Source organism: Steroidobacter gossypii, assembly GCF_016801985.1.
GTDB classification, from domain to species: domain Bacteria; phylum Pseudomonadota; class Gammaproteobacteria; order Steroidobacterales; family Steroidobacteraceae; genus Steroidobacter; species Steroidobacter gossypii.
In genome coordinates this window covers 733,442-752,354 of record NZ_JAEVLS010000003.1, presented here as the reverse complement: position 1 = coordinate 752,354, position 18,913 = coordinate 733,442, and the positions used below count along the sequence as shown (strand labels likewise).

The window sequence follows — 18,913 nt, the reverse complement described above, 5'->3', positions numbered from 1 at the left end:
ACAACGGATTGGCCTGGCTACGGAGAGAACCCATGCTCAAGCGCTCAGGGGGAGTCGCCCGGTGGGGGCGACGGTTGGCGGCGAGCGGCGCCTTGCTGGCGGCCTCGATCATATCGCCTGCGGTGCAGGCAGCACCGTCCTTCATTGCTTTCGAAAGCGGTCACGTGCGACCGCTGGCGTTGTCCTCCGACGGCTCGCGATTGTTCGCCGTCAACACGCCCAACAACACCTTGGTCATCTACAACGTCACGCATTCGGGCATCCACAAGCACGCCGAAGTGTCGGTGGGCCTCGAGCCCGTGGCGGTCGCGATCCGAAACAGCGGCGAAGTGTGGGTGGTCAATCATCTCTCCGACAGCATCAGCATCGTCTCGGTCTCCGGCACGCCGCGAGTCACGAGAACATTGCTGGTCGGCGATGAGCCTCGCGACATCGTGTTCGCCGGCACGAACGGTCGGGCATTCATCACGACGGCGCACCGCGGCCAGCATCGCACCGATCCATCGATTGCGTCGGTCCCCGGCGCGGGCGATCCGCAGTTCACCACGCCCGGCGTGGGCCGCGCGGACGTGTGGGTATTCGATCCTGCGAATCTCGGCGCGAGCCTCGGCGGCACGCCGCTCAAGATCATGACGTTCTTCAGCGATACCCCGCGAGCGCTCGCGGTGAGCCCCGATCGCAAAACCGTATATGCCGCGGCGTTCAAATCGGGCAATCAAACCACCACAGTATTCGAGCTGATGGTGTGCGACGGCTTCGACCCCGACACGCCCTGCACCTTCGCCGGCAACGAACTGCCCGGCGGCAATCCCGGTCCGCTCACCAACTTCGAAGGCAAGCGCGCGCCGGAAGTGGGCCTGATCGTCAAGTTCAACCGGGCAAGCGGCCATTGGGAGGATGAGCTGGGCCGCAATTGGGACGCCGCGGTCCGCTTCCGCCTGCCGGATCAGGACGTGTTCTCAATCGACGCGAACGCGCTGACCCAGAAGGCCGCGTTCTCGCACGTCGGCACCACGCTGTTCAACATGGTGACCAATCCGCGCACCGGCAAGTTGTATGTTTCCAATACCGAAGCGGTGAATCAGGTGCGCTTCGAAGGCCCGGGCGTGGTCGGCGGCTCGACCGTGCAAGGCCGGCTCGCCGAGACGCGCATCAGCGTGATCTCAGGCTCCACCGTGACCTCGCGCCACTTGAACAAGCACATCAACTACGACCTGCTCGCACACGATCCGGGCTTCGATCCCACGGTGAAGAATCACAGCCTGTCGACGCCGCTCGAAATGGTCGTAAGCCGCGATGGGCGCAAGCTGTATGTGGCCGCGTTCGGCTCGAGCAAGGTCGGCGTGTTCGACACCGCGGCGCTCGAGGCGAACACCTTCAACCCGGTGACCTCGAGCCCGAACTACATCAACGTGAGCGGCGGCGGTCCAAGCGGTCTTGCGCTCGATGAAGGCCGCAATCGGTTGTATGTGATGACGCGCTTCGACAATGCAGTGAAGGTCATCAACCTCACCACCAAGGCTGAAGTGGCCGCGCTGCCCCTGGCGAACCCCGAGCCTGCGCACGTGGTCGCTGGCCGCCCCCTGCTCTACGACGCGCTCGAGATGTCGGCCAATGGCGAGGCCGCCTGCGCCAGCTGTCACATCTTTGGTGACAACGACGATCTGGCCTGGGATCTGGGCAATCCGGATGACATCGTCACCAGCAACCCGATTCCGATCCGCCTGGACTTCGCTGCGCTCAACACGCAGCCTCGCATCAACGGCACCGGCGTCGTGACGGATTTCCATCCGATGAAAGGCCCGATGACGACGCAGACGCTGCGTGGCATGCGCAATCACGGCGCGATGCACTGGCGTGGCGATCGCGCGCACGGCTTCTTCGGGACCGATGCGTTCGATCCGGAGCTCTCGTTCAACAACTTCGTGGTGGCGTTCGACGGCTTGATCGGCCGCTCGAGCGTGCCGGATTTGAGCACCATGCAGCGCTTCACAGACTTCCAACTCGAAGTGCAGCTGCCGCCCAATCCCATCCGCAACCTCGACAACTCGCTCACGGAGTCGCAACAACGTGGACGCGATTTCTACTTCGGTCCACGGCGTGCCGATGGCGCGCCGCCTGCTGCGGGTCCCGGCACGGGCTTTACCTGCGAAGGCTGTCATCGCCTCGATCCCTCACAGGGCTTCTTCGGCACGGATGGCCAGGCGAGCTTCGAGGGCCTGCCGCAGATCGTGAAGATCCCTCACCTGCGCAATGCCTATACGAAGGTCGGCATGTTCGGCTTCCCCGGCATGCCGTTCTTCACCACCCCGGACACGGGCAACATGGGCGATCAGATCCGTGGTTTCGGCTTCCTGCACGACGGCTCCATCGACACGATGTTCCATTTCTTCTCGGCGGTGCTGTTCGCGCCGACCCCGGAAGTGGGCTTCCCGGCGGCGACCTACGAGCAGACGCGGCGTGACGCGGAGCAGTTCATGCTGGCCTTCGACTCGGATCTTGCGCCCATCGTGGGTCAGCAGATCACGCTGACCAAGACGAACGCCGCCGCCGTCGGCCCACGCATCGACCTGCTGCAAGCACGCGCCGCCGCGCCGTTCACCTCGAAGATCCTGGACGGCACGGTGACGGAGTGCGACCTGGTCGCGAAGCTCAACCTCGCCGGCACGCCACGAGGATTCTTGTACAACGCGAGCTCCGATGCGTTCGTGGCTTCGGGCACCAGCATCAGCGTGCCGGATCCATTGTTCCGCGCGCTCGCGCTGATTCCGGGTCAAGAGATCACATTCACCTGCGCGCCGCCCGGCTCGGGGGCGCGCATCGCGGCCGTTCCCTGACATATAACAGTTGAGCTGCAGACTTCATCCCGGTCGCCGTCACCCCACTCTGACGGCGACCGTTTTTTTGAGAAGTGACTGGTGACTAGTGACTGGTGACTGGCCGGAGCGCTCAGCGCGCCAAGGGCGACGGCGGACGCCCGTCGACCAGTTGCAGCTCCTGTGCACGAAACACCGCCTCCATGCGCGTGCTGACTCCGAGCTTCGCGAACACGTTCTTCAAATGCCACTTGGTCGTGAGCAATGTGATGTTGCTGCGTTGACTGATGTCGCGATTGCTCAATCCCATGGATACGAGCTTCAGCAGATCCAACTCACGCTGGGTGAGCACAGGCGCAGACTCGGGCGTCGGCCGGTGCTCATACGGATCGAATGCGAGCACGTCCTGGAATCGTTTGAAGTAGTCGGCCGGGGGCAGCTTCGCAAGGCGCGATGACTTCAGGGCAGCGGCAAACACCATTGGGAGCCCGTAGACGTCATCGAACACCGCTCTGCTGAAACCGCGATGGTCGGTCAGCGTGAGCGCGTGATTCATCCATCGAAGCGCATCCTCCTCTTCGTGCGCCTGCCAGCGACACGTCGCAAGCGCCGCTTCCACCCGCACTCGACCATAGACATCGCCCGCCGCCTCGGCCCGCTCGCACAGCCGTTGCAAGTGCATGGCCGCAGTCTCGAATGAGCCGCGATGGATCAGGATCGCAACCCGCGAGAGCGCATACTCCTCCCACGACTGCGCCGTCGCCTCGATATCTTCCAAGTGGAACGATTGGCCGCAATCGGCGAGCACCTTGAGTGCGCGCAACGGTTGTTCCTGCAGCAGCCACAGCCGCACCTTCTCGAAGCACACGCGCGCGAGCAGTCGCTGACAGTTGCTGCTTTCGAGCACGCTGTGCAGATAGTCGAGCAGTCGCAGCGCCTCTCCATATCGGGCGGCGGCACACTTCAGGCGCGCCGCCACCACGTGCGCGACCGTGAGATTCTCGAGCGAGGGCGCCATCGAGACCAACGGCAGGACTTCACTGCACAGCGCCTCGGCCTGTGCGAGGCGGTTGTGATGATAGTGCACCGAGGCCGCGGCGGTCGTCGCCGTCACCCAGATGGGATTGCGACGCCCTGTTCGCGTGCGAGCGTAAAGTTGCATGCAGGTCTCGGCCGCCGCTCTTGCGTGACCTTCCGCCCGATCGATGAGCATCAACACGATGGAGGATTGCGCGGCCGCGTAGACGTGCTCGCTTCCCTGCAGCAGTTCCTGCCCTCGCAATGCGAGGCGACGTGCGGCGTCGAACTCTTTGTCCACGAGCAACTGATACGCGGCGACGTTGAATAGGTTGGCCGACAGATACGGATCCTCGGCGACGCTCAGCGCCTCCACGCTCGATGCCGTGAGCTGAACGCCCGCCTCGGTCATGATGTCCAGCATCAGCTTCATCGCTGGCAGCGCGCGTCGCTGCAGCTCGCTACTGGCCTCGATGCCAGATGAACCCGCCATGACTTTGCGAGCTGACGAGCCGCCCCCGGATACTTCGGCTTCGGCTGCGGGTGCGGCTTCGGCGTCGGCGGCGCGCTGAGCGGCATGTTCTGCGGCTTGCAGATCCAGTCGCGCGCGATCGAACTGCCGCAGGAAGATGAGGCTCATCAGGTGCGCATCGCGAACCGTGATGCAGCTCATGATCTCCGACTGCGTCAGTCGCGCCGTCCATTGCAACACTTCGGGGAATTCGCCTGTGCGCAGCCATGAGCCCACGCATCGCGCCAGCACATGCACGCTCCAGGACCGATCGGAAGTCTGGAAGGCGTGCTGTAGCGCTTCGGTGGGCCGATCGTGCCGGGCGAACCAGTCGCTGCTGACCCGGTGCAGCTGGGTGATGCGGGCCGGCTCGCTCTTGCGCAGCTGAGCGAGCAGAAACTCTCGATACAGGCCGTGATAGCGAAACCACCGATGTGTGCTGTCGAGAGCGCGCACGAACAGCTGCAGGCTAGCGACCTCGTCGAGGTGGCAAGCGACGGTGTCATCCTCGAGCAAGGCGCAAGCGAGCTCGCCGCAGAACCGCTCGGGAACGGATGTGACGAGCAGGAACGCCCGCAAGGGCGCGGATAAGTCCTGCCAGGCCGCGGCGGCGAAGTACGCGCTGATGTCGTGATTGAGTCCTTCGACGCGCTCGCCTCTTTCCAGGAGCGACAGCTTCACGCCGGCAATCCAGCCTTCGGTGCGCCGAGCGCACGCGGTCGCTTCAGTCGGCGACAGCTCCGTTCCATGCAGCAGTTGCGCGAGCGCTGAGATCTCCTCGGATTGAAAAGCGAGCTCCGCCGCGTCGAGCAAGGTCAGCGCGTCATCGAGCTTCAGGCGCTGCAGATCGAACCGCGGCGCCCGTCGCGTGGCCAGCACCCAACGAACGGACGGCGATGAGCGCAGGATCAAGGACGACAGCGCCCGCTCGCCCTCGGCGCAGTCCAGACACTGCAGGTCGTCGATGACGACGAAGATGTCTTGCTCGGTCGCACCGAGCTTCTCTGCCAACCCCTCGACGCCGATCGCGTCACCTCCGAGCCGGGCCGAGCACTGCAGCGCCTGATCGATACTGGCGGCGAGACACGAAAAAAAATATGCCGGTTCCCGATCGCGCGCGTCACAAAGCAGCCAGGCGATCCGGTGGCTGGCGCCGAATCGGGCGTTCCATTGGCTGAGCAGGGATGACTTGCCGGCGCCAGGCGGCGCGAGCAGCAGGACGAGCTTGCCCGCATATTCGACTCGATCTTGTAGCGCCGGGCGGGCAATCAGCGCTGAGGCGCCCCTGGGCGCGCTGTATCTGGGCGAAGTGGATCTGGCCAAGCTCCTGGCCGTGCCGACGATCGGCGGCAAGTCGCGCTTCCGTGCCGTGCGCATAGGTCCCCATGCAGGCGTTGCGATGGACGGGCCACCGCAACCGATGCGGCGGCAATCAGTTACTGCAAGCTTTCGAAGGAACAATCAGGCCAGGTCGGCGAATCTACGAGCCTGCTGACAGCAGTGTCAATGCGCCTGCCGACGCCGCATGGCATCCTCTATGACAAGTCGAGGGGTCACGGAACCCCTTGCAATTCACAACGTTGCAACCACATAGTCGGCACGTCCCGGTCCCTGTAGAATGCCGGGGCTGGCGCGCCGGCCTGCAACTCGCGAGGCGGAACGCGGTCCAACAGGACACCTACCGGAGGAATCGAAAGTCATGGCCTCTTATCCAAGCACAGTCGCAACATCTGCACGCGGCTCCGCGCTGACGACGAATAGAGTTCTGCGGAACACCTACCTGTTGCTCGGCGCAACGCTCGCCTTCAGTGCATTGACCGCCGGCATCTCCATGATGCTCAACCTGCCCCATCCGGGCCTGTTGATCACCCTGGGAGGCTACTTCGGTCTGCTGTTCGCGGTGCATAAGACCCAGAACAGCGCCTGGGGCCTGCTGTTTACCTTCCTGCTGACCGGCTTCATGGGCCTGACCCTCGGTCCCATCATCAGCGCGTACCTGAACTTCCTGCCGAACGGCTCGCAAGTGGTGACGACGGCGCTCGGCATAACCGCCGTGACCTTCGTCGGCCTGTCGGCCTACGCGGTGAAGAGCCAGAAGGACTTCAGCTTCCTCGGCGGCTTCCTGATGGTCGGCATCCTGGGCGCCTTCCTGCTGGGCCTGGTCGCCTACTTCTTCGAGCTGTCGACGCTGTCCCTGGTGGTCTCCGGCGTGTTCGTGATCGCGATGGCCGGCCTGATCCTCTACGAGACCAGCAACATCATCCACGGCGGCGAGACCAACTACATCCTCGCCACCGTGACGCTGTACGTGAGCATCTACAACCTGTTCACCAGCCTGCTCCACCTGCTGGGGGCAGCCTCGGGCGACGACTGATCACGCCGCCGCGGCGGTAGAAACAAAGGGCGCTGCTGACGCAGCGCCCTTTTTGTTTGCCCGTTGTTTGCCCGCTGCAATCGCGTCGTTTCTACGGCCGGCGAATGACGTCGAGCCCACCCATGTAGGGTTTCAGAACCTCCGGCACCTTCACGCTGCCATCCGGCTCCTGATAGTTCTCGAGCACGGCGACCAAAGCCCGGCCAGCCGCAACGCCCGAGCCATTCAACGTATGCAGCGGCTCCGGCTTGCCCGTCTCCGGGTTACGCCAGCGAGCCTGCATGCGACGGGCCTGGAAGGCCTCGAAGTTGGAGCAGGAAGAAATCTCCCGGTAGGCATCCTGGCCGGGCAGCCACACTTCCAGATCGTAGGTTTTGGCAGAGCCGAACCCGATGTCCCCCGACGCGAGCGCCATCACGCGATAAGGAAGGTTCAAGCGCTTGAGCACCTCCTCGGCATTGCGCGTCAGCAACTCGTGCTCGGCATAGGAGTCCTGAGGCTTGGACAGATGCACCAGCTCGACCTTCTCGAACTGATGCTGACGGATCATGCCTCGGGTGTCCTTGCCGTAGGAGCCGGCTTCGGAGCGGAAACAGGGCGTGTGCGCGACGTAGCGCAGCGGCAATTGATCCGCCTCGATGATGGTCTCGCGGGCGAGATTCGTCACCGGCACTTCGGCGGTTGGAATCAGATACAGCGCCGGATCGCTTTTCACGCCGAACAGATCCGCCTCGAACTTGGGCAGCTGACCGGTGCCGGTCAGAGAGTCTGCATTCACCAGATAAGGAACATACGTTTCGCGATAGCCATGCTCGCCGGTGTGCAGATCGAGCATGAACTGAATCAATGCACGATGCAGTCGGGCCAGCGGCCCGGTGAGCACTGAGAAACGTGCACCGGCGATCTTGGTGGCCGCGGCGAAGTCCATCTGACCGAGCTTCTCACCGAGCTCGACGTGATCGAGCGGCTTGTACGGGAATTTGCGCGGCTCGCCCCAGCGACGGATTTCGACATTGGCGGACTCATCGGGGCCGACGGGCACGCTCTCGTGCAGCATGTTGGGCAGGCCGAGCGTGATCTTCTCCAGCTCGAGCTGAACCTTGGCGAACTCGGCCTCCGCGGCCGCAAGCTCCGAGCCGAGCGTCTCGACCTGCTTCAGCAGAGGCGCGATGTCCTGACCCTGCGCCTTGGCTTTGCCCACGCTCTTGGCGTGCACGTTCTTCTCATTCCGCAACTCATCGGCGCGCACCTGCCATTTCTTGCGCGCTTCTTCCAAGGAGCTGAGCTGAGCCACGTCGAGCTTGAAGCCACGTCGCGCGAGGTTCGCGGCGACGGCATCGGGATCGGAACGGAGCAGTTTCGGGTCGAGCATGACTGTGAAAGGTCTAGGGGCGTAAGACGTGGGAGTTTAAGCCACCGGCGGCGCAAAACGCAGCCGCAGGTTGTTTTTCGGGGCTGCGCCCGGACAGGAAAAACTCAGGGAGGTGGCGAGCGCGAGCCGAGAAAAGTCTCAGACTATTTCTTGCGCCGGGCCAACGCCTCGGCAATCTTGATTTCCATGCCGCGGGGCACGGGCTGGTAGTAGTTGCGCGGCTCCATGCCTTCGGGGAAGTAGTTCTCGCCCGCCGCGTAGCCATCCGGCTCATCATGCGCATAGCGGTAGTCCTTGCCGTAGCCGAGCGACTTCATGAGTCGCGTCGGCGCATTGCGTAGATGCAAGGGCACATCCAACGAGCCCAAGGTCTTCGCGTCCTGCATCGCCTCGTTGAACGCCTTGTAAACGGCATTGCTCTTCGCGGCGCAGGCAAGAAAAACCACCGCCTGCGCAAGCGCAAGCTCCCCTTCCGGCGAGCCGAGCCGCTCATACACTTCGCACGCCTCGAGCGCCAGGGTATGCCCGCGCGGATCGGCAAGACCGATGTCCTCCGAGGCCATGCGAAGCACGCGACGAGCGAGGTAACGCGGATCGCAGCCGCCATCGAGCATGCGGCACAACCAATACAACGCCGCATCCGGATCGCTGCCGCGAACCGATTTATGCAGCGCCGAGATCTGATCGTAGAAAGCCTCGCCCTGCTTGTCGAAACGTCGCAGGCCACCGGAGGCGACCTCGCCCGCAATCGCCTCGGTGATCACCGGCGGATCGCCATCGCTCGCCAGATCCATCGCAAGCTCGAGCATGTTCAACGAGCGGCGCGCATCGCCATCGGCCGCCTTGGCCATGAGCTCGAGCGCCCGCGCCTCCGCGGTCACTTTCACATCATTCGACTGACGAGCGAGCGCACGATCCAGCACCTGCCGGATGTCATCTTCCGTCAGCGAACGCAATACATACACGCGAGCGCGAGACAGCAACGCGTTGTTGAGCTCGAAGGAGGGATTCTCGGTGGTCGCGCCGATGAACACCAAGGTGCCATCTTCCACCCAAGGCAAGAACGCATCCTGCTGCGCCTTGTTGAACCGATGCACCTCATCCAGAAACAACACCGTGCGACGCCCCGCCCTGCGCGCCTCCTGCGCCTGCTCGGCCGCCGCGCGGATGTCCTTCACGCCCGCCATGACGGCGGACAAGGAGATGAACTGCGCATCGCACTGCTGAGCGACGAGCCGCGCCAGCGTGGTCTTGCCGGTGCCGGGCGGCCCCCAAAGAATCATCGAATGCAGATGGCCGCCTTCGAGCATGCGTCGCAGCGGCTTGCCCGGTCCAAACAAATGCGACTGGCCGATATATTCTTCGAGCGACGCCGGCCGCATGCGATCCGCGAGCGGTCGCGCATCGAGGGCTTGCTCGAGCGGCAGGTTCACGATTTGCCGACCTGTGTCTTGCTCACCAGCGCTTCCACCCACTGCATCCAGGCGCCGAGGCCGAACCAGCACAGCGTCAGCCCGGCCAGGATGCCGCTTGCGTTCGCAATCACGTCGCGAAAGTCGCCGTGCCTTCCCAAGCCCATGGCGCTCTGTGCGAACTCGATGCCTATGCCCATAACGAGCAGCCCGGCGCCAATGATCCAATACCGATGGCGCTCGTAGATGCCCGCGAACCACACCGCCAGCAGCAGATAGGCGATGAAGTGCTCGGCCTTATCGCTCAAGGTGGGCGGCTGCGGCAGCTTCTCGATGGGCGCAAGACACACGAAGATCGCGAGCGCCACGGCAAACCAACCCAGCCCCAGCCACAGCCGTGGGAAACGTAATGACAGCATCAATGATCAATTCCTGGAGGCGTCGCCGATCACATCGGCGCCAGGCGGCACAGTAAACGTGAATCGTGACGGATCGAGGGCGGGATTGCGTTCCAATTGCGAGAATTCGAGGCTGGTGGTCTGACCGAGCTTGTCGGCCAGTTGCATGAACCTGAGCGTCGCGCCATCGAACCCCAGACGCACCCACTTGAAATCGGTGTCGTCGCGCTTGGGTTCCATGCGCACCCAGAACAGGCCGCTCTCCTGCGAGGTCTGGATCACCGTGAAGTTGTCCTGCAGATTGCCCTGCCCGCTCAGCAACATCGCAGGCGTCGCCGACAAGGTGTCATCGAGCTTGCGCACCGTGACCTGCTCGAGATCGGCGTCATACAGCCAGATGCGCGAGCCATCGGCGACGATCACCTGCTCGTTCGGCTCGCGATAGTCCCAACGGAAGCGATCGGGCCGGCGAATCGCCAGCGTACCGCTCGCCTGCTCGATGGTGAGTCCGTTGCGATCGTTCAAGGTTTGTTTGAATTGCGCCTGCAGCGACTGCAGCCCCTGCAGAAAGCCTTCGACTTTCTGCCGGCCGGCCGCGGGATCGGACGCCGCAAGGGTCACCTGAGCGACCAGGCTCACCCACAACGCGGCCAGCACACGGCTGGCGATCGAAAAACGTGTCATCGACACCTACTCTTCGGCCGGCGGCGGCGCCAGCACTTCGCGCGAGCCATTGGACTGCAGCGGACCGACGAGCCCGGCCGCCTCCATGGTCTCGATCATGCGCGCCGCGCGGTTGTAACCAATCTTCAGGCGGCGCTGCACGCCGGAGATCGAGGCCTTGCGCGATTCGACCACGATCTTCACGGCCTGATCGTACAAAGGATCGGCTTCGCCATCGGAGCCCTCGCCACCCTCGCCGCCTTCGCCTTCCTCGCCCTTCAGACCCGGAATCGGCGTAGAAGGTCCCTCCAGAATCTCTTTCACGTACGACGGCGGGTTCGCGCCCTTCAGGCTGCCGACCACACGATGAACTTCCTGGTCGGAAACGAACGCGCCGTGCACGCGCACCGGCACCGAGGTGCCCGGCTGCAGGAACAACATGTCGCCGTGACCGAGCAATGCTTCTGCGCCCATCTGATCGAGGATCGTGCGCGAGTCCACCTTCGCCGACACCTGGAAGGCGATACGTGTCGGAATGTTTGCTTTGATGAGGCCGGTGATCACGTCGACCGACGGACGCTGGGTCGCGAGGATCAGGTGAATGCCCGAAGCGCGCGCCTTCTGCGCAAGACGTGCGATCAGCTCTTCGACCTTCTTGCCGACGATCATCATCATGTCGGCGAGCTCATCGACGATGACCACGATGAACGGCAACGGCTCGAGGAACGGCACCTCGTTCGGATCGCCCTCGGGGCCGAGCATCTTCATCAGCAGCGGATCGCGGATCGGCTGCTTGGCCTCCTGCGCTTCCTTGATCTTGCGATTGAAGCCGGCGAGGTTGCGCACGCCCAACGCCGCCATCAACTGATAGCGGCGCTCCATCTCGGCCACGCACCAGCGCAACGCATTGGCCGCCTCCTTCATGTCGGTCACGACCGGCGCGAGCAGATGCGGGATGCCTTCGTACACCGACAGCTCGAGCATCTTCGGATCGATCATGATCATCCGCACGTGCTCGGCCGAGGCCTTGTAGAGCAGCGACAGCACCATCGCGTTTACGGCCGTCGACTTACCCGAGCCGGTGGTGCCGCCCACCAGCAAGTGCGGCATGCGGGCCAGATCCGCGCAGACCGGACCGCCACTGATGTCCTTGCCAAGCACCAGCGCAAGCGGCGAGGCCATCTCATCGTAAGCCTTGGACTTGATGATCTCGCCCAAGGTCACGATCTCGCGCTTCTCGTTGGGGATCTCCAGACCCACCGTCGACTTGCCCGGAATCACTTCCACCACGCGCACGCTGATGGCCGAGAGCGCTCGGGCGAGGTCTTTGGCGAGATTGGTGATCTGGCTCACCTTCACGCCGGTGCCCAGGCTGAGCTCGAAGCGCGTGATCACGGGGCCGGGATTGACCGCGACGACCTCAGCCTCGACGCCGAAATCACGCAGTTTCAATTCCACGAGGCGCGACATGGCCTCGAGCGCTTCCGCGGAGTAGCCCTGTTGCTTCGGCGGCGGGTCATCGAGCAGCGACAGCGGCGGCAGCTCCGTCGAAGCGGGCGCTTCGAACAGCGCGACCTGACGCTCCTTCTCGACGCGCTCGCTCTTCTCGACCTTTGGCGCCGCCGGCTCGATCTTCGGCGGCGGACGCGAGGCCACGCGCTTCTTCTCCTCGCGAATGACCTCAGCGCGCGCCTCCTTCACCTCGCGGCCTTGTTTGATTTCACGCGCGGTGCTGAGTCGGGCGGTGAGCCACTCGAACGCGCGCAGCGTGGCGCGCCCCGTGGCGTCCATCACTTCGATCCAGGAATGGCCGATGAAGAGCGACACGCCCGCAAGCCACAGCGCGAGCAGCAGCAACGTGGCGCCGAGAAAGCTCAAACCCGAATCGAGCCCCTGCCCGACGAGAGAGCCGAGCACGCCGCCGGCCGAATCGGGGTAGCTGCCGATCGTGAAATGCAGGCTCGCAAGACCACAGCTGGTCGCAAGCGTGAGCAGAAATCCGAAGCCGCGAAACGCGAGCGTGGCGTGCGACTGCGCGTCATCCTTGGTGCGATCCCGATAGAGCAGCCAGCCGGCGAAGGCGATCATCACCGGAAACAGGAAGGCCGGCGCGCCGAACAGCAGCACGAGCAACCCCGCCATGTGCGCACCCAACGGGCCGATGACGTTGGAGATCGGTCCGGGCTCGCCGGTGGTGGCGAAGGACGGATCGTTGCGGTCGTAGGTCAGAAGCGCTGCCAGTACGATCAACGCCAGCGCGCCGAACACCCACAGGGCGCCCTCGCGCAATGACCGCACGACTGTCGCGCCCAAGCGCAGTCCATCGCTGCGAACTTCAGCCCTACTGGCCAACTCGACTCACCCCACAAGTTTGCATAAGAAAGACGCGTAACCGCCTGAAAAATCGAAGCGCCACTATACCTCAACCCCGCCTCGCCGGGCTAAGCCAAAAGCTGAACGCGCGCCCATCGGGCACGCTGGCGAATGTGTCCGTCGATGACCGGCATCGAGACAGTCAATTTGGCGGCGCGGGGCGCATTCAATACCATTCGCCCCCTGCCCGGTGCGCCTGATGGGCGCATACGACCCGTAACGAGGGCATGGCGGCCGTTCACGAAGAACAGCGCGGCGTTGCTATTCGCGGCCCTTGCCCTCACAGATTGTCAGAACTGTTGCGTCCACGCTTAAGGACCGTGAAGGTGAATCATACATGAGCACTCCCCGCCACTCCCGGTTGATCATTCTGGGGTCGGGCCCCGCGGGCTACGCTGCCGCCGTCTACGCCGCGCGCGCCAATCGCAAGCCGCTGCTGCTGACCGGCCTGGAGGAAGGCGGACAGCTCATGACCACCACCGAAGTCGATAACTGGCCGGGCGATCCGCATGGCCTCACCGGTCCGCTGTTGATGGAGCGCATGCGCAAGCACGCCGAACGCTTCAACACCGAAGTGGTCAACGATCACATCAACAGCGTCGATCTGTCGCAACGTCCCTTCCGCCTCGAAGGCGACCGCGGCGGCTACACCTGCGATGCGCTGATCATCGCCACGGGCGCAACGGCCAAGTATCTGGGCCTTGAGTCCGAGCAGAACTATCGCGGCCGTGGCGTCTCCGCCTGCGCCACCTGCGACGGCTTCTTCTTCAAGAATCAGAAGGTCGCGGTCATCGGCGGCGGCAACACCGCGGTCGAAGAGGCGCTGTATCTCTCCAACATCGCCTCGCACGTCACACTGGTGCATCGTCGCGACAAGCTGCGCTCGGAGAAGATCCTGCAGGACCATCTGTTCGAACGCGAAAAGGCCGGCAAAGTTTCGATCGTGTGGAATCACAATGTCGATGAAGTGCTCGGCGATGACAGCGGCGTGACCGGCGTGCGCCTTGCGCCCGTGGCCGGCGGCCCGAAGAAAGAGCTGCAGATTCACGGCCTGTTCATCGCCGTGGGTCATGCGCCCAACACGCAGCTGTTCGAAGGACAGCTCGAGATGAAAGGCGGCTATCTGATCACCAAGTCCGGCTTGAACGGCATGGCCACGCAGACCAGCGTGCCCGGCGTGTTCGCCGCGGGCGATGTGGCCGATCACGTCTATCGTCAGGCCATCACTTCGGCCGGCACCGGCTGCATGGCCGCGCTCGATGCTGACAAGTATCTCGACCAGATCGATGCGGCTAATCTCAAGGGCTGATGGCAGCGACTCTGCACGCCCGCTTCATCGAGAGCATCGATCGCATCCCCGCCGCGCAATGGAATGCGCTGGCGCTTGGGGGCAATCCCTTCGTTCGACATGAGTTTCTGCTGGCGCTCGAGCGCGCCGGCTGCGTCGGCGAGGCGGCCGGCTGGTCGCCTCAGCATCTGGTGCTCGAAAGCGATGGCCGGCTGGTCGCGGCCATGCCGCTGTATCGCAAGAGCCACTCGTGGGGCGAGTTTGTTTTCGACTGGAGCTGGGCCCGCGCCTACGACCAGGCGGGCCTGCGCTACTACCCGAAACTCGTGAGCATGCCGCCGTTTACGCCGGCGACCGGGCCGCGATTGTTGCTGGCGCCGGCTGCGCCGCCCGAAGCGCGCGTGCGACTCAGCCAAGAGCTGCTCACGCACGCCAGGGCCGAGCGCATATCATCGGCGCATCTGCTGTTCCTCACCGATGAAGATCGCGTGTGCTTGAGCGATCAGGCGTATCTGTGGCGCAAGGATTGTCAGTTTCACTGGCACAACCGCGGCTACCGGACCTTCGATGATTTCATTGCGACCTTCCGCTCTGACAAGCGGAAGAAGGCGCTGCGCGAGCGTCGGCGCGTGCGCGAAGGCGGCGTCACGTATCGCACGCTCACCGGCGCGGAGATGGATGCGAGGCTGTGGAACATCGTATTCGGCTTCTCCGCCGCGACCTTCGAGTCACACGGTCATGAGCACTACTTGAACGTCGAGTTCTTCCGCACCGTCTCTCAAGTGATGCCCGAAGCGATCGTGATCAAGCTCGCCGAATACCAGGGGAACCCCATCGCCACCGCGATCTTCTTCCGCGGGGATGAGGTGCTCTACGGCCGCTACTGGGGCGCCGCCGCGAACTTCCACAGCCTGCATTTCGAGACCTGCTACTACCAGGGCATCGAGTACTGTATCGAGCAGGGTTTACAGCATTTCGAGCCGGGCACCCAGGGCGAGCACAAGGTGCCGCGGGGCTTCGAGCCGACCGCCACCTGGTCGGCGCACTGGATCGCCGATGCGCGTTTTCGCCGCGCCATCGATGCTTACTTAAATGATGAGCGCGCGGCGATTGATCAATATATGCTGCAGGTCGAGCAACACGTGCCGTTTCATCGCAAGCGCGATGGAAGCGAGGTGGATCATGCAGAGCCCGAATGAGAGGACGAGCAAATGGCAGTGGCAATGGCTCTTAAGCCGCGGGCGCTGAACCATGCGCGGCTCCATTGTCTGGCTTTCGGAGCACGATTCACCTGACGCTTTCCCCCCGGTCGACCGCGCGCTGGTCGAGCCGGACGGCCTCCTGGCGGCAGGCGGCGACTTATCGCCGATCCGCTTGCTGGCGGCGTATCGCCGCGGCATCTTCCCCTGGTACTCGCGCGGCCAGCCCATTCTGTGGTGGTGTCCCGATCCTCGCGCGGTGCTGATGCCCGGTCAGCTCAAAGTCTCGCGCAGCCTGCTCAAATCAAGTCGCAATCGTGGCTTTGTCACGCGCATGGATACGTCGTTTCGCGACGTGATCCGCGCCTGCGGCAGCAGCGAATTGCGACCCGGCGGCACCTGGCTGTCGCCCGAGATGCGCGCCGCCTACATCAAATTGCACAAGCTCGGCTTCGCCCACTCCGTGGAAACGTGGCTCGATGACCGGCTGGTCGGCGGGCTGTATGGGGTCGCGGTGGGGCGCATGTTCTTCGGCGAATCCATGTTCAGCACCGAACGTGACGCCTCGAAAGTGGCGCTCAAACGCCTGTGCGAAGAGCTGCTTGCGCGCGGTTTTCACATGATCGACTGTCAGATGTCGACCCCGCACCTGATGAGCCTCGGGGCCCAGATGATTCCTCGGGCGCAGTTCACCGAGGCGCTCGCCGAGCACGTCAACGGCCCATACGAACCCGGGCTCTGGAATGATGCGGCGAGCCCACCGGGGAACGAACCGCCGCCTGTGGAAGTTTGACAATCAGAGGGCGGACTGCCACCGCCACGGGCGAGCGTCAATTGCAATGCCTGGGGGCTTTATGCACAATTCGCGCGCCTTGCCGGCGGGCCCTGCCGGGCAGTCCCAGAGAGTGCATGTCGAAAGAAGATGCGATTCAGATGGAAGGCCGCGTGATCGACACGCTGCCCAACACTACATTCAAGGTGCAGCTGAACAACGGCCACACCGTCATTGCGCATATCTCCGGCAAGATGCGTAAAAACTATATCCGCATCCTCACGGGTGACGCGGTCACCGTGGAGCTCACGCCCTACGATCTCACCAAGGGTCGTATCGTGTACCGCGGCCGCTGACGCGGCCGCTTCCGCTTTCCTACTTATTTGGACTCTTCGAGCAGCGCCTGCTCCGTATCGGCGCGCGCTTCCACCTTGAGCTTGTCGTCCGGTCCGACGGTGACGAACGCGTGACCGCCGCCGACCAGGCGTCCGAACAGTAGCTCCTCCGCCAGCGGTCGCTTGATCGCTTCCTGGATCACGCGAGCCATGGGCCGAGCGCCCATCTTCGGATCGTAGCCTTTGCGCGCCATCCACTCGCGCGCGTTGTCGTCGATGTGCAGCTGCACGCCCTTCTGCTCCAGCTGCGCCTCGACCTCCACCAGCAACTTGTCGACCACGCGCTGAATGGTGCGCGGATCCAGGCCGCTGAACTGGATGATGCCGTCCAGGCGGTTGCGGAACTCCGGCGAGAACAGCCGCTTGATCGCTTCCATGCCGTCGGTGGTGTGGTCCTGCGGGGTGAAGCCGATCGACGGACGGCTCATTTCGAACGCGCCGGCGTTGGTCGTCATGACAATCACCACGTGGCGGAAATCGGCCTTGCGCCCGTTGTTGTCGGTGAGCGTGCCGTGGTCCATGACCTGCAGCAGCAGGTTGAACACATCCGGATGCGCCTTCTCGACTTCATCGAGCAACAGCACCGAGTGCGGATGCTTGTTGATGGCCTCGGTGAGCAGACCGCCCTGATCGAAGCCCACATAGCCCGGAGGCGCGCCGATCAGACGGGACACCGTATGCCGCTCCATGTATTCGGACATGTCGAAGCGGATCAGCTCGACGCCCAACGCGATCGCCAGCTGACGCGTGACTTCGGTCTTGCCGACGCCGGTGGGGCCGGCGAACAGGAACGAGCCGACCGGCTTGCGCTGATCGCCCAAGCCTGAGCGCGACATCTTGATCGCCGAGGCGAGCGACTCGATCGCCGGATCCTGACCGTAGATCACGAGCTTCAGATTACGCTCGAGATTCTTCAGCACGTCCTTATCGGAGGTCGAGACGTTCTTCGGCGGAATGCGGGCGATGCGCGCCACGACATCTTCAATCATCTGGGTCGTGACCGTGGTCTCACGCTCGCCTTCGGGCTTCAGGCGCAGCCGGGCGCCGGCCTCATCGATCACGTCGATGGCCTTATCGGGCAGCTGACGATCGTTGATGTGACGGGCTGCGAGCTCCGCCGCCGAGACCAACGCGTCGTCCGCATACTTCACGTTGTGGTGCTCCTCGAAGCGCGAGCGCAGCCCTCTCAGGATCTCGACCGTCTCGGGCACCGTTGGCTCGACGATGTCGATCTTCTGGAAGCGACGCGCAAGCGCGTGATCCTTCTCGAAGATGCCGCGGTATTCGGTGTAGGTCGTGGAGCCGATACAACGCAGCTCGCCATTGGCGAGCGCGGGCTTGATCAAGTTGGACGCGTCCATCACGCCGCCGCTGGCCGCGCCGGCGCCGATCACCGTGTGGATCTCGTCGATGAACAGGATCGAGCCGGGATTCTTCTTCAGCTCGCTGAGCACGCTCTTCAAGCGCTTCTCGAAATCGCCGCGGTACTTGGTGCCCGCGATCAACGCGCCCATGTCGAGCGAGTACACGACGCTGTCGGAGAGCACATCGGGCACCTTGTCCTCGATGATCATGCGCGCCAGACCCTCGGCGATCGCGGTCTTGCCGACGCCGGCCTCACCCACGTACAGCGGATTGTTCTTGCGACGACGGCACAGAATCTCGACCGTGCGCTCGATCTCGGTGCGCCGACCGATGAGCGGATCGATCCGCCCTTCCATCGCCTGCTTGTTCAGATTGGTCGTGAACTTCTCGAGCGCCGTGCCGCCATCGGGCTCGCCCCGCTCGGCTTCGGCGCCGGGCGCGGACTCGTCCTTATCCGGACGGTCCTCGGCGATCTTCGACAGGCCATGGGAGATGTAGTTGACGACATCGAGCCGGGCCACATCCTGCATCGAGAGCAGGTAGGCGGCATGCGAGTGCTTCTCGCTGAAGATTGCGACCAGCACGTTCGCCGCGGTGACTTCCTTCTTGCCGCTCGACTGCACATGGAACACCGCGCGCTGCAGGACGCGCTGGAAGCCCAGCGTCGGCTGCACTTCGCGATCGTCATCATCCTTTAACCGGGGTGTGGTCTGATCGATGAAGTCCTTCAGGTCCTTGCGCAGACGGGCGACATCCGCGCCGCAGGCTCGGAGGATTTCCCGGACTTTCGGCGTATCCACGATGGCGAGCAACAGATGCTCGACCGTCATGAATTCGTGCCGCGCTTCGCGCGCCGACTGGAAAGCCTCGTTGAGACAGATTTCGAGTTCGCTGCTTAACACGGACTGACTCTCACCAATACCTAATAAATGGACCGCCGTTTGCGCCGGAGGTTCGG

Annotated in this window: 13 protein-coding genes; 6 read left to right on the top strand and 7 right to left on the bottom strand. The window is 63.6% G+C overall.

Annotation, left to right across the window (positions count from 1 at the left end; all coding sequences use genetic code 11):
• Positions 1-32: 32 nt before the first annotated feature.
• The gene (locus JM946_RS16970; RefSeq protein ID WP_203168527.1) at positions 33-2,837 is read left to right on the top strand and encodes a YncE family protein; all 2,805 of its coding nucleotides are present in this window, start codon (positions 33-35) and stop codon (positions 2,835-2,837) included.
• 112 nt (positions 2,838-2,949) lie between these two features.
• Here JM946_RS16970 and JM946_RS16965 read toward each other — a convergent pair whose 3' ends face one another.
• On the bottom strand, positions 2,950-5,667 hold the full coding sequence (locus JM946_RS16965) for a LuxR C-terminal-related transcriptional regulator (protein WP_218042914.1): 2,718 nt from the start codon (positions 5,665-5,667) through the stop codon (positions 2,950-2,952).
• Positions 5,668-6,043: 376 nt separating this feature from the next.
• Between JM946_RS16965 and JM946_RS16960 the strand changes: the two genes are divergently transcribed.
• On the top strand, positions 6,044-6,718 hold the full coding sequence (locus JM946_RS16960; RefSeq protein ID WP_203168525.1) for a Bax inhibitor-1/YccA family protein: 675 nt from the start codon (positions 6,044-6,046) through the stop codon (positions 6,716-6,718).
• Positions 6,719-6,809: 91 nt separating this feature from the next.
• On the opposite strand, the gene serS is transcribed toward JM946_RS16960, so the two are convergent.
• From serS to JM946_RS16935, 5 genes are all read right to left on the bottom strand, one after another.
• A complete protein-coding gene (gene serS / locus JM946_RS16955) occupies positions 6,810-8,090 on the bottom strand; it encodes a serine--tRNA ligase (RefSeq protein ID WP_203168524.1) in 1,281 nt (426 codons plus the stop codon).
• Between the two features lie 143 nt (positions 8,091-8,233).
• The gene (locus JM946_RS16950; protein ID WP_203168629.1) at positions 8,234-9,472 is read right to left on the bottom strand and encodes a replication-associated recombination protein A; all 1,239 of its coding nucleotides are present in this window, start codon (positions 9,470-9,472) and stop codon (positions 8,234-8,236) included.
• Positions 9,473-9,519: 47 nt separating this feature from the next.
• A complete protein-coding gene (locus JM946_RS16945) occupies positions 9,520-9,921 on the bottom strand; it encodes a VanZ family protein (protein WP_203168523.1) in 402 nt (133 codons plus the stop codon).
• Between the two features lie 6 nt (positions 9,922-9,927).
• Complete coding sequence (gene lolA, locus JM946_RS16940; RefSeq protein WP_203168522.1) at positions 9,928-10,584, bottom strand: outer membrane lipoprotein chaperone LolA; 657 nt, start codon at positions 10,582-10,584, stop codon at positions 9,928-9,930.
• Between the two features lie 6 nt (positions 10,585-10,590).
• Positions 10,591-12,915, bottom strand: coding sequence for a DNA translocase FtsK (locus JM946_RS16935; protein ID WP_203168521.1), 2,325 nt, complete (start codon positions 12,913-12,915; stop codon positions 10,591-10,593).
• A gap of 358 nt (positions 12,916-13,273) precedes the next feature.
• Between JM946_RS16935 and trxB the strand changes: the two genes are divergently transcribed.
• The 4 genes from trxB to infA all read left to right on the top strand — a co-directional run bounded on the left by trxB (position 13,274) and on the right by infA (position 16,551).
• Positions 13,274-14,245: a thioredoxin-disulfide reductase gene (trxB, locus tag JM946_RS16930; protein WP_203168520.1), complete on the top strand. Its 972-nt coding sequence runs from the start codon at positions 13,274-13,276 to the stop codon at positions 14,243-14,245.
• Positions 14,245-15,423, top strand: a complete 1,179-nt coding sequence (locus tag JM946_RS16925; RefSeq protein WP_203168519.1) for a GNAT family N-acetyltransferase — start codon at positions 14,245-14,247, stop codon at positions 15,421-15,423. Before trxB ends, JM946_RS16925 begins: the two co-directional genes overlap by 1 nt.
• A gap of 52 nt (positions 15,424-15,475) precedes the next feature.
• Positions 15,476-16,216, top strand: a complete 741-nt coding sequence (gene aat / locus JM946_RS16920) for a leucyl/phenylalanyl-tRNA--protein transferase (protein ID WP_203168518.1) — start codon at positions 15,476-15,478, stop codon at positions 16,214-16,216.
• Between the two features lie 116 nt (positions 16,217-16,332).
• Complete coding sequence (gene infA / locus JM946_RS16915; RefSeq protein ID WP_116810962.1) at positions 16,333-16,551, top strand: translation initiation factor IF-1; 219 nt, start codon at positions 16,333-16,335, stop codon at positions 16,549-16,551.
• A gap of 23 nt (positions 16,552-16,574) precedes the next feature.
• On the opposite strand, the gene clpA is transcribed toward infA, so the two are convergent.
• Positions 16,575-18,857: an ATP-dependent Clp protease ATP-binding subunit ClpA gene (clpA, locus tag JM946_RS16910; RefSeq protein ID WP_203168517.1), complete on the bottom strand. Its 2,283-nt coding sequence runs from the start codon at positions 18,855-18,857 to the stop codon at positions 16,575-16,577.
• Between the last annotated feature and the right edge of the window lie 56 nt (positions 18,858-18,913).

Excerpts from the sequence above, each read along its gene's own strand:
- JM946_RS16960 (WP_203168525.1), top strand. The coding sequence starts at position 6,044 with ATGGCCTCTTATCCAAGCACAGTCGCAACATCTGCACGCGGCTCCGCG.
- infA (WP_116810962.1), top strand. The coding sequence starts at position 16,333 with ATGTCGAAAGAAGATGCGATTCAGATGGAAGGCCGCGTGATCGACACG.
- trxB (WP_203168520.1), top strand. The coding sequence starts at position 13,274 with ATGAGCACTCCCCGCCACTCCCGGTTGATCATTCTGGGGTCGGGCCCC.
- JM946_RS16945 (WP_203168523.1), bottom strand. The coding sequence starts at position 9,921 with ATGCTGTCATTACGTTTCCCACGGCTGTGGCTGGGGCTGGGTTGGTTT.
- aat (WP_203168518.1), top strand. The coding sequence starts at position 15,476 with ATGCGCGGCTCCATTGTCTGGCTTTCGGAGCACGATTCACCTGACGCT.
- JM946_RS16925 (WP_203168519.1), top strand. The coding sequence starts at position 14,245 with ATGGCAGCGACTCTGCACGCCCGCTTCATCGAGAGCATCGATCGCATC.
- JM946_RS16950 (WP_203168629.1), bottom strand. The coding sequence starts at position 9,472 with ATGCGGCCGGCGTCGCTCGAAGAATATATCGGCCAGTCGCATTTGTTT.
- lolA (WP_203168522.1), bottom strand. The coding sequence starts at position 10,584 with ATGACACGTTTTTCGATCGCCAGCCGTGTGCTGGCCGCGTTGTGGGTG.
- JM946_RS16970 (WP_203168527.1), top strand. The coding sequence starts at position 33 with ATGCTCAAGCGCTCAGGGGGAGTCGCCCGGTGGGGGCGACGGTTGGCG.
- serS (WP_203168524.1), bottom strand. The coding sequence starts at position 8,090 with ATGCTCGACCCGAAACTGCTCCGTTCCGATCCCGATGCCGTCGCCGCG.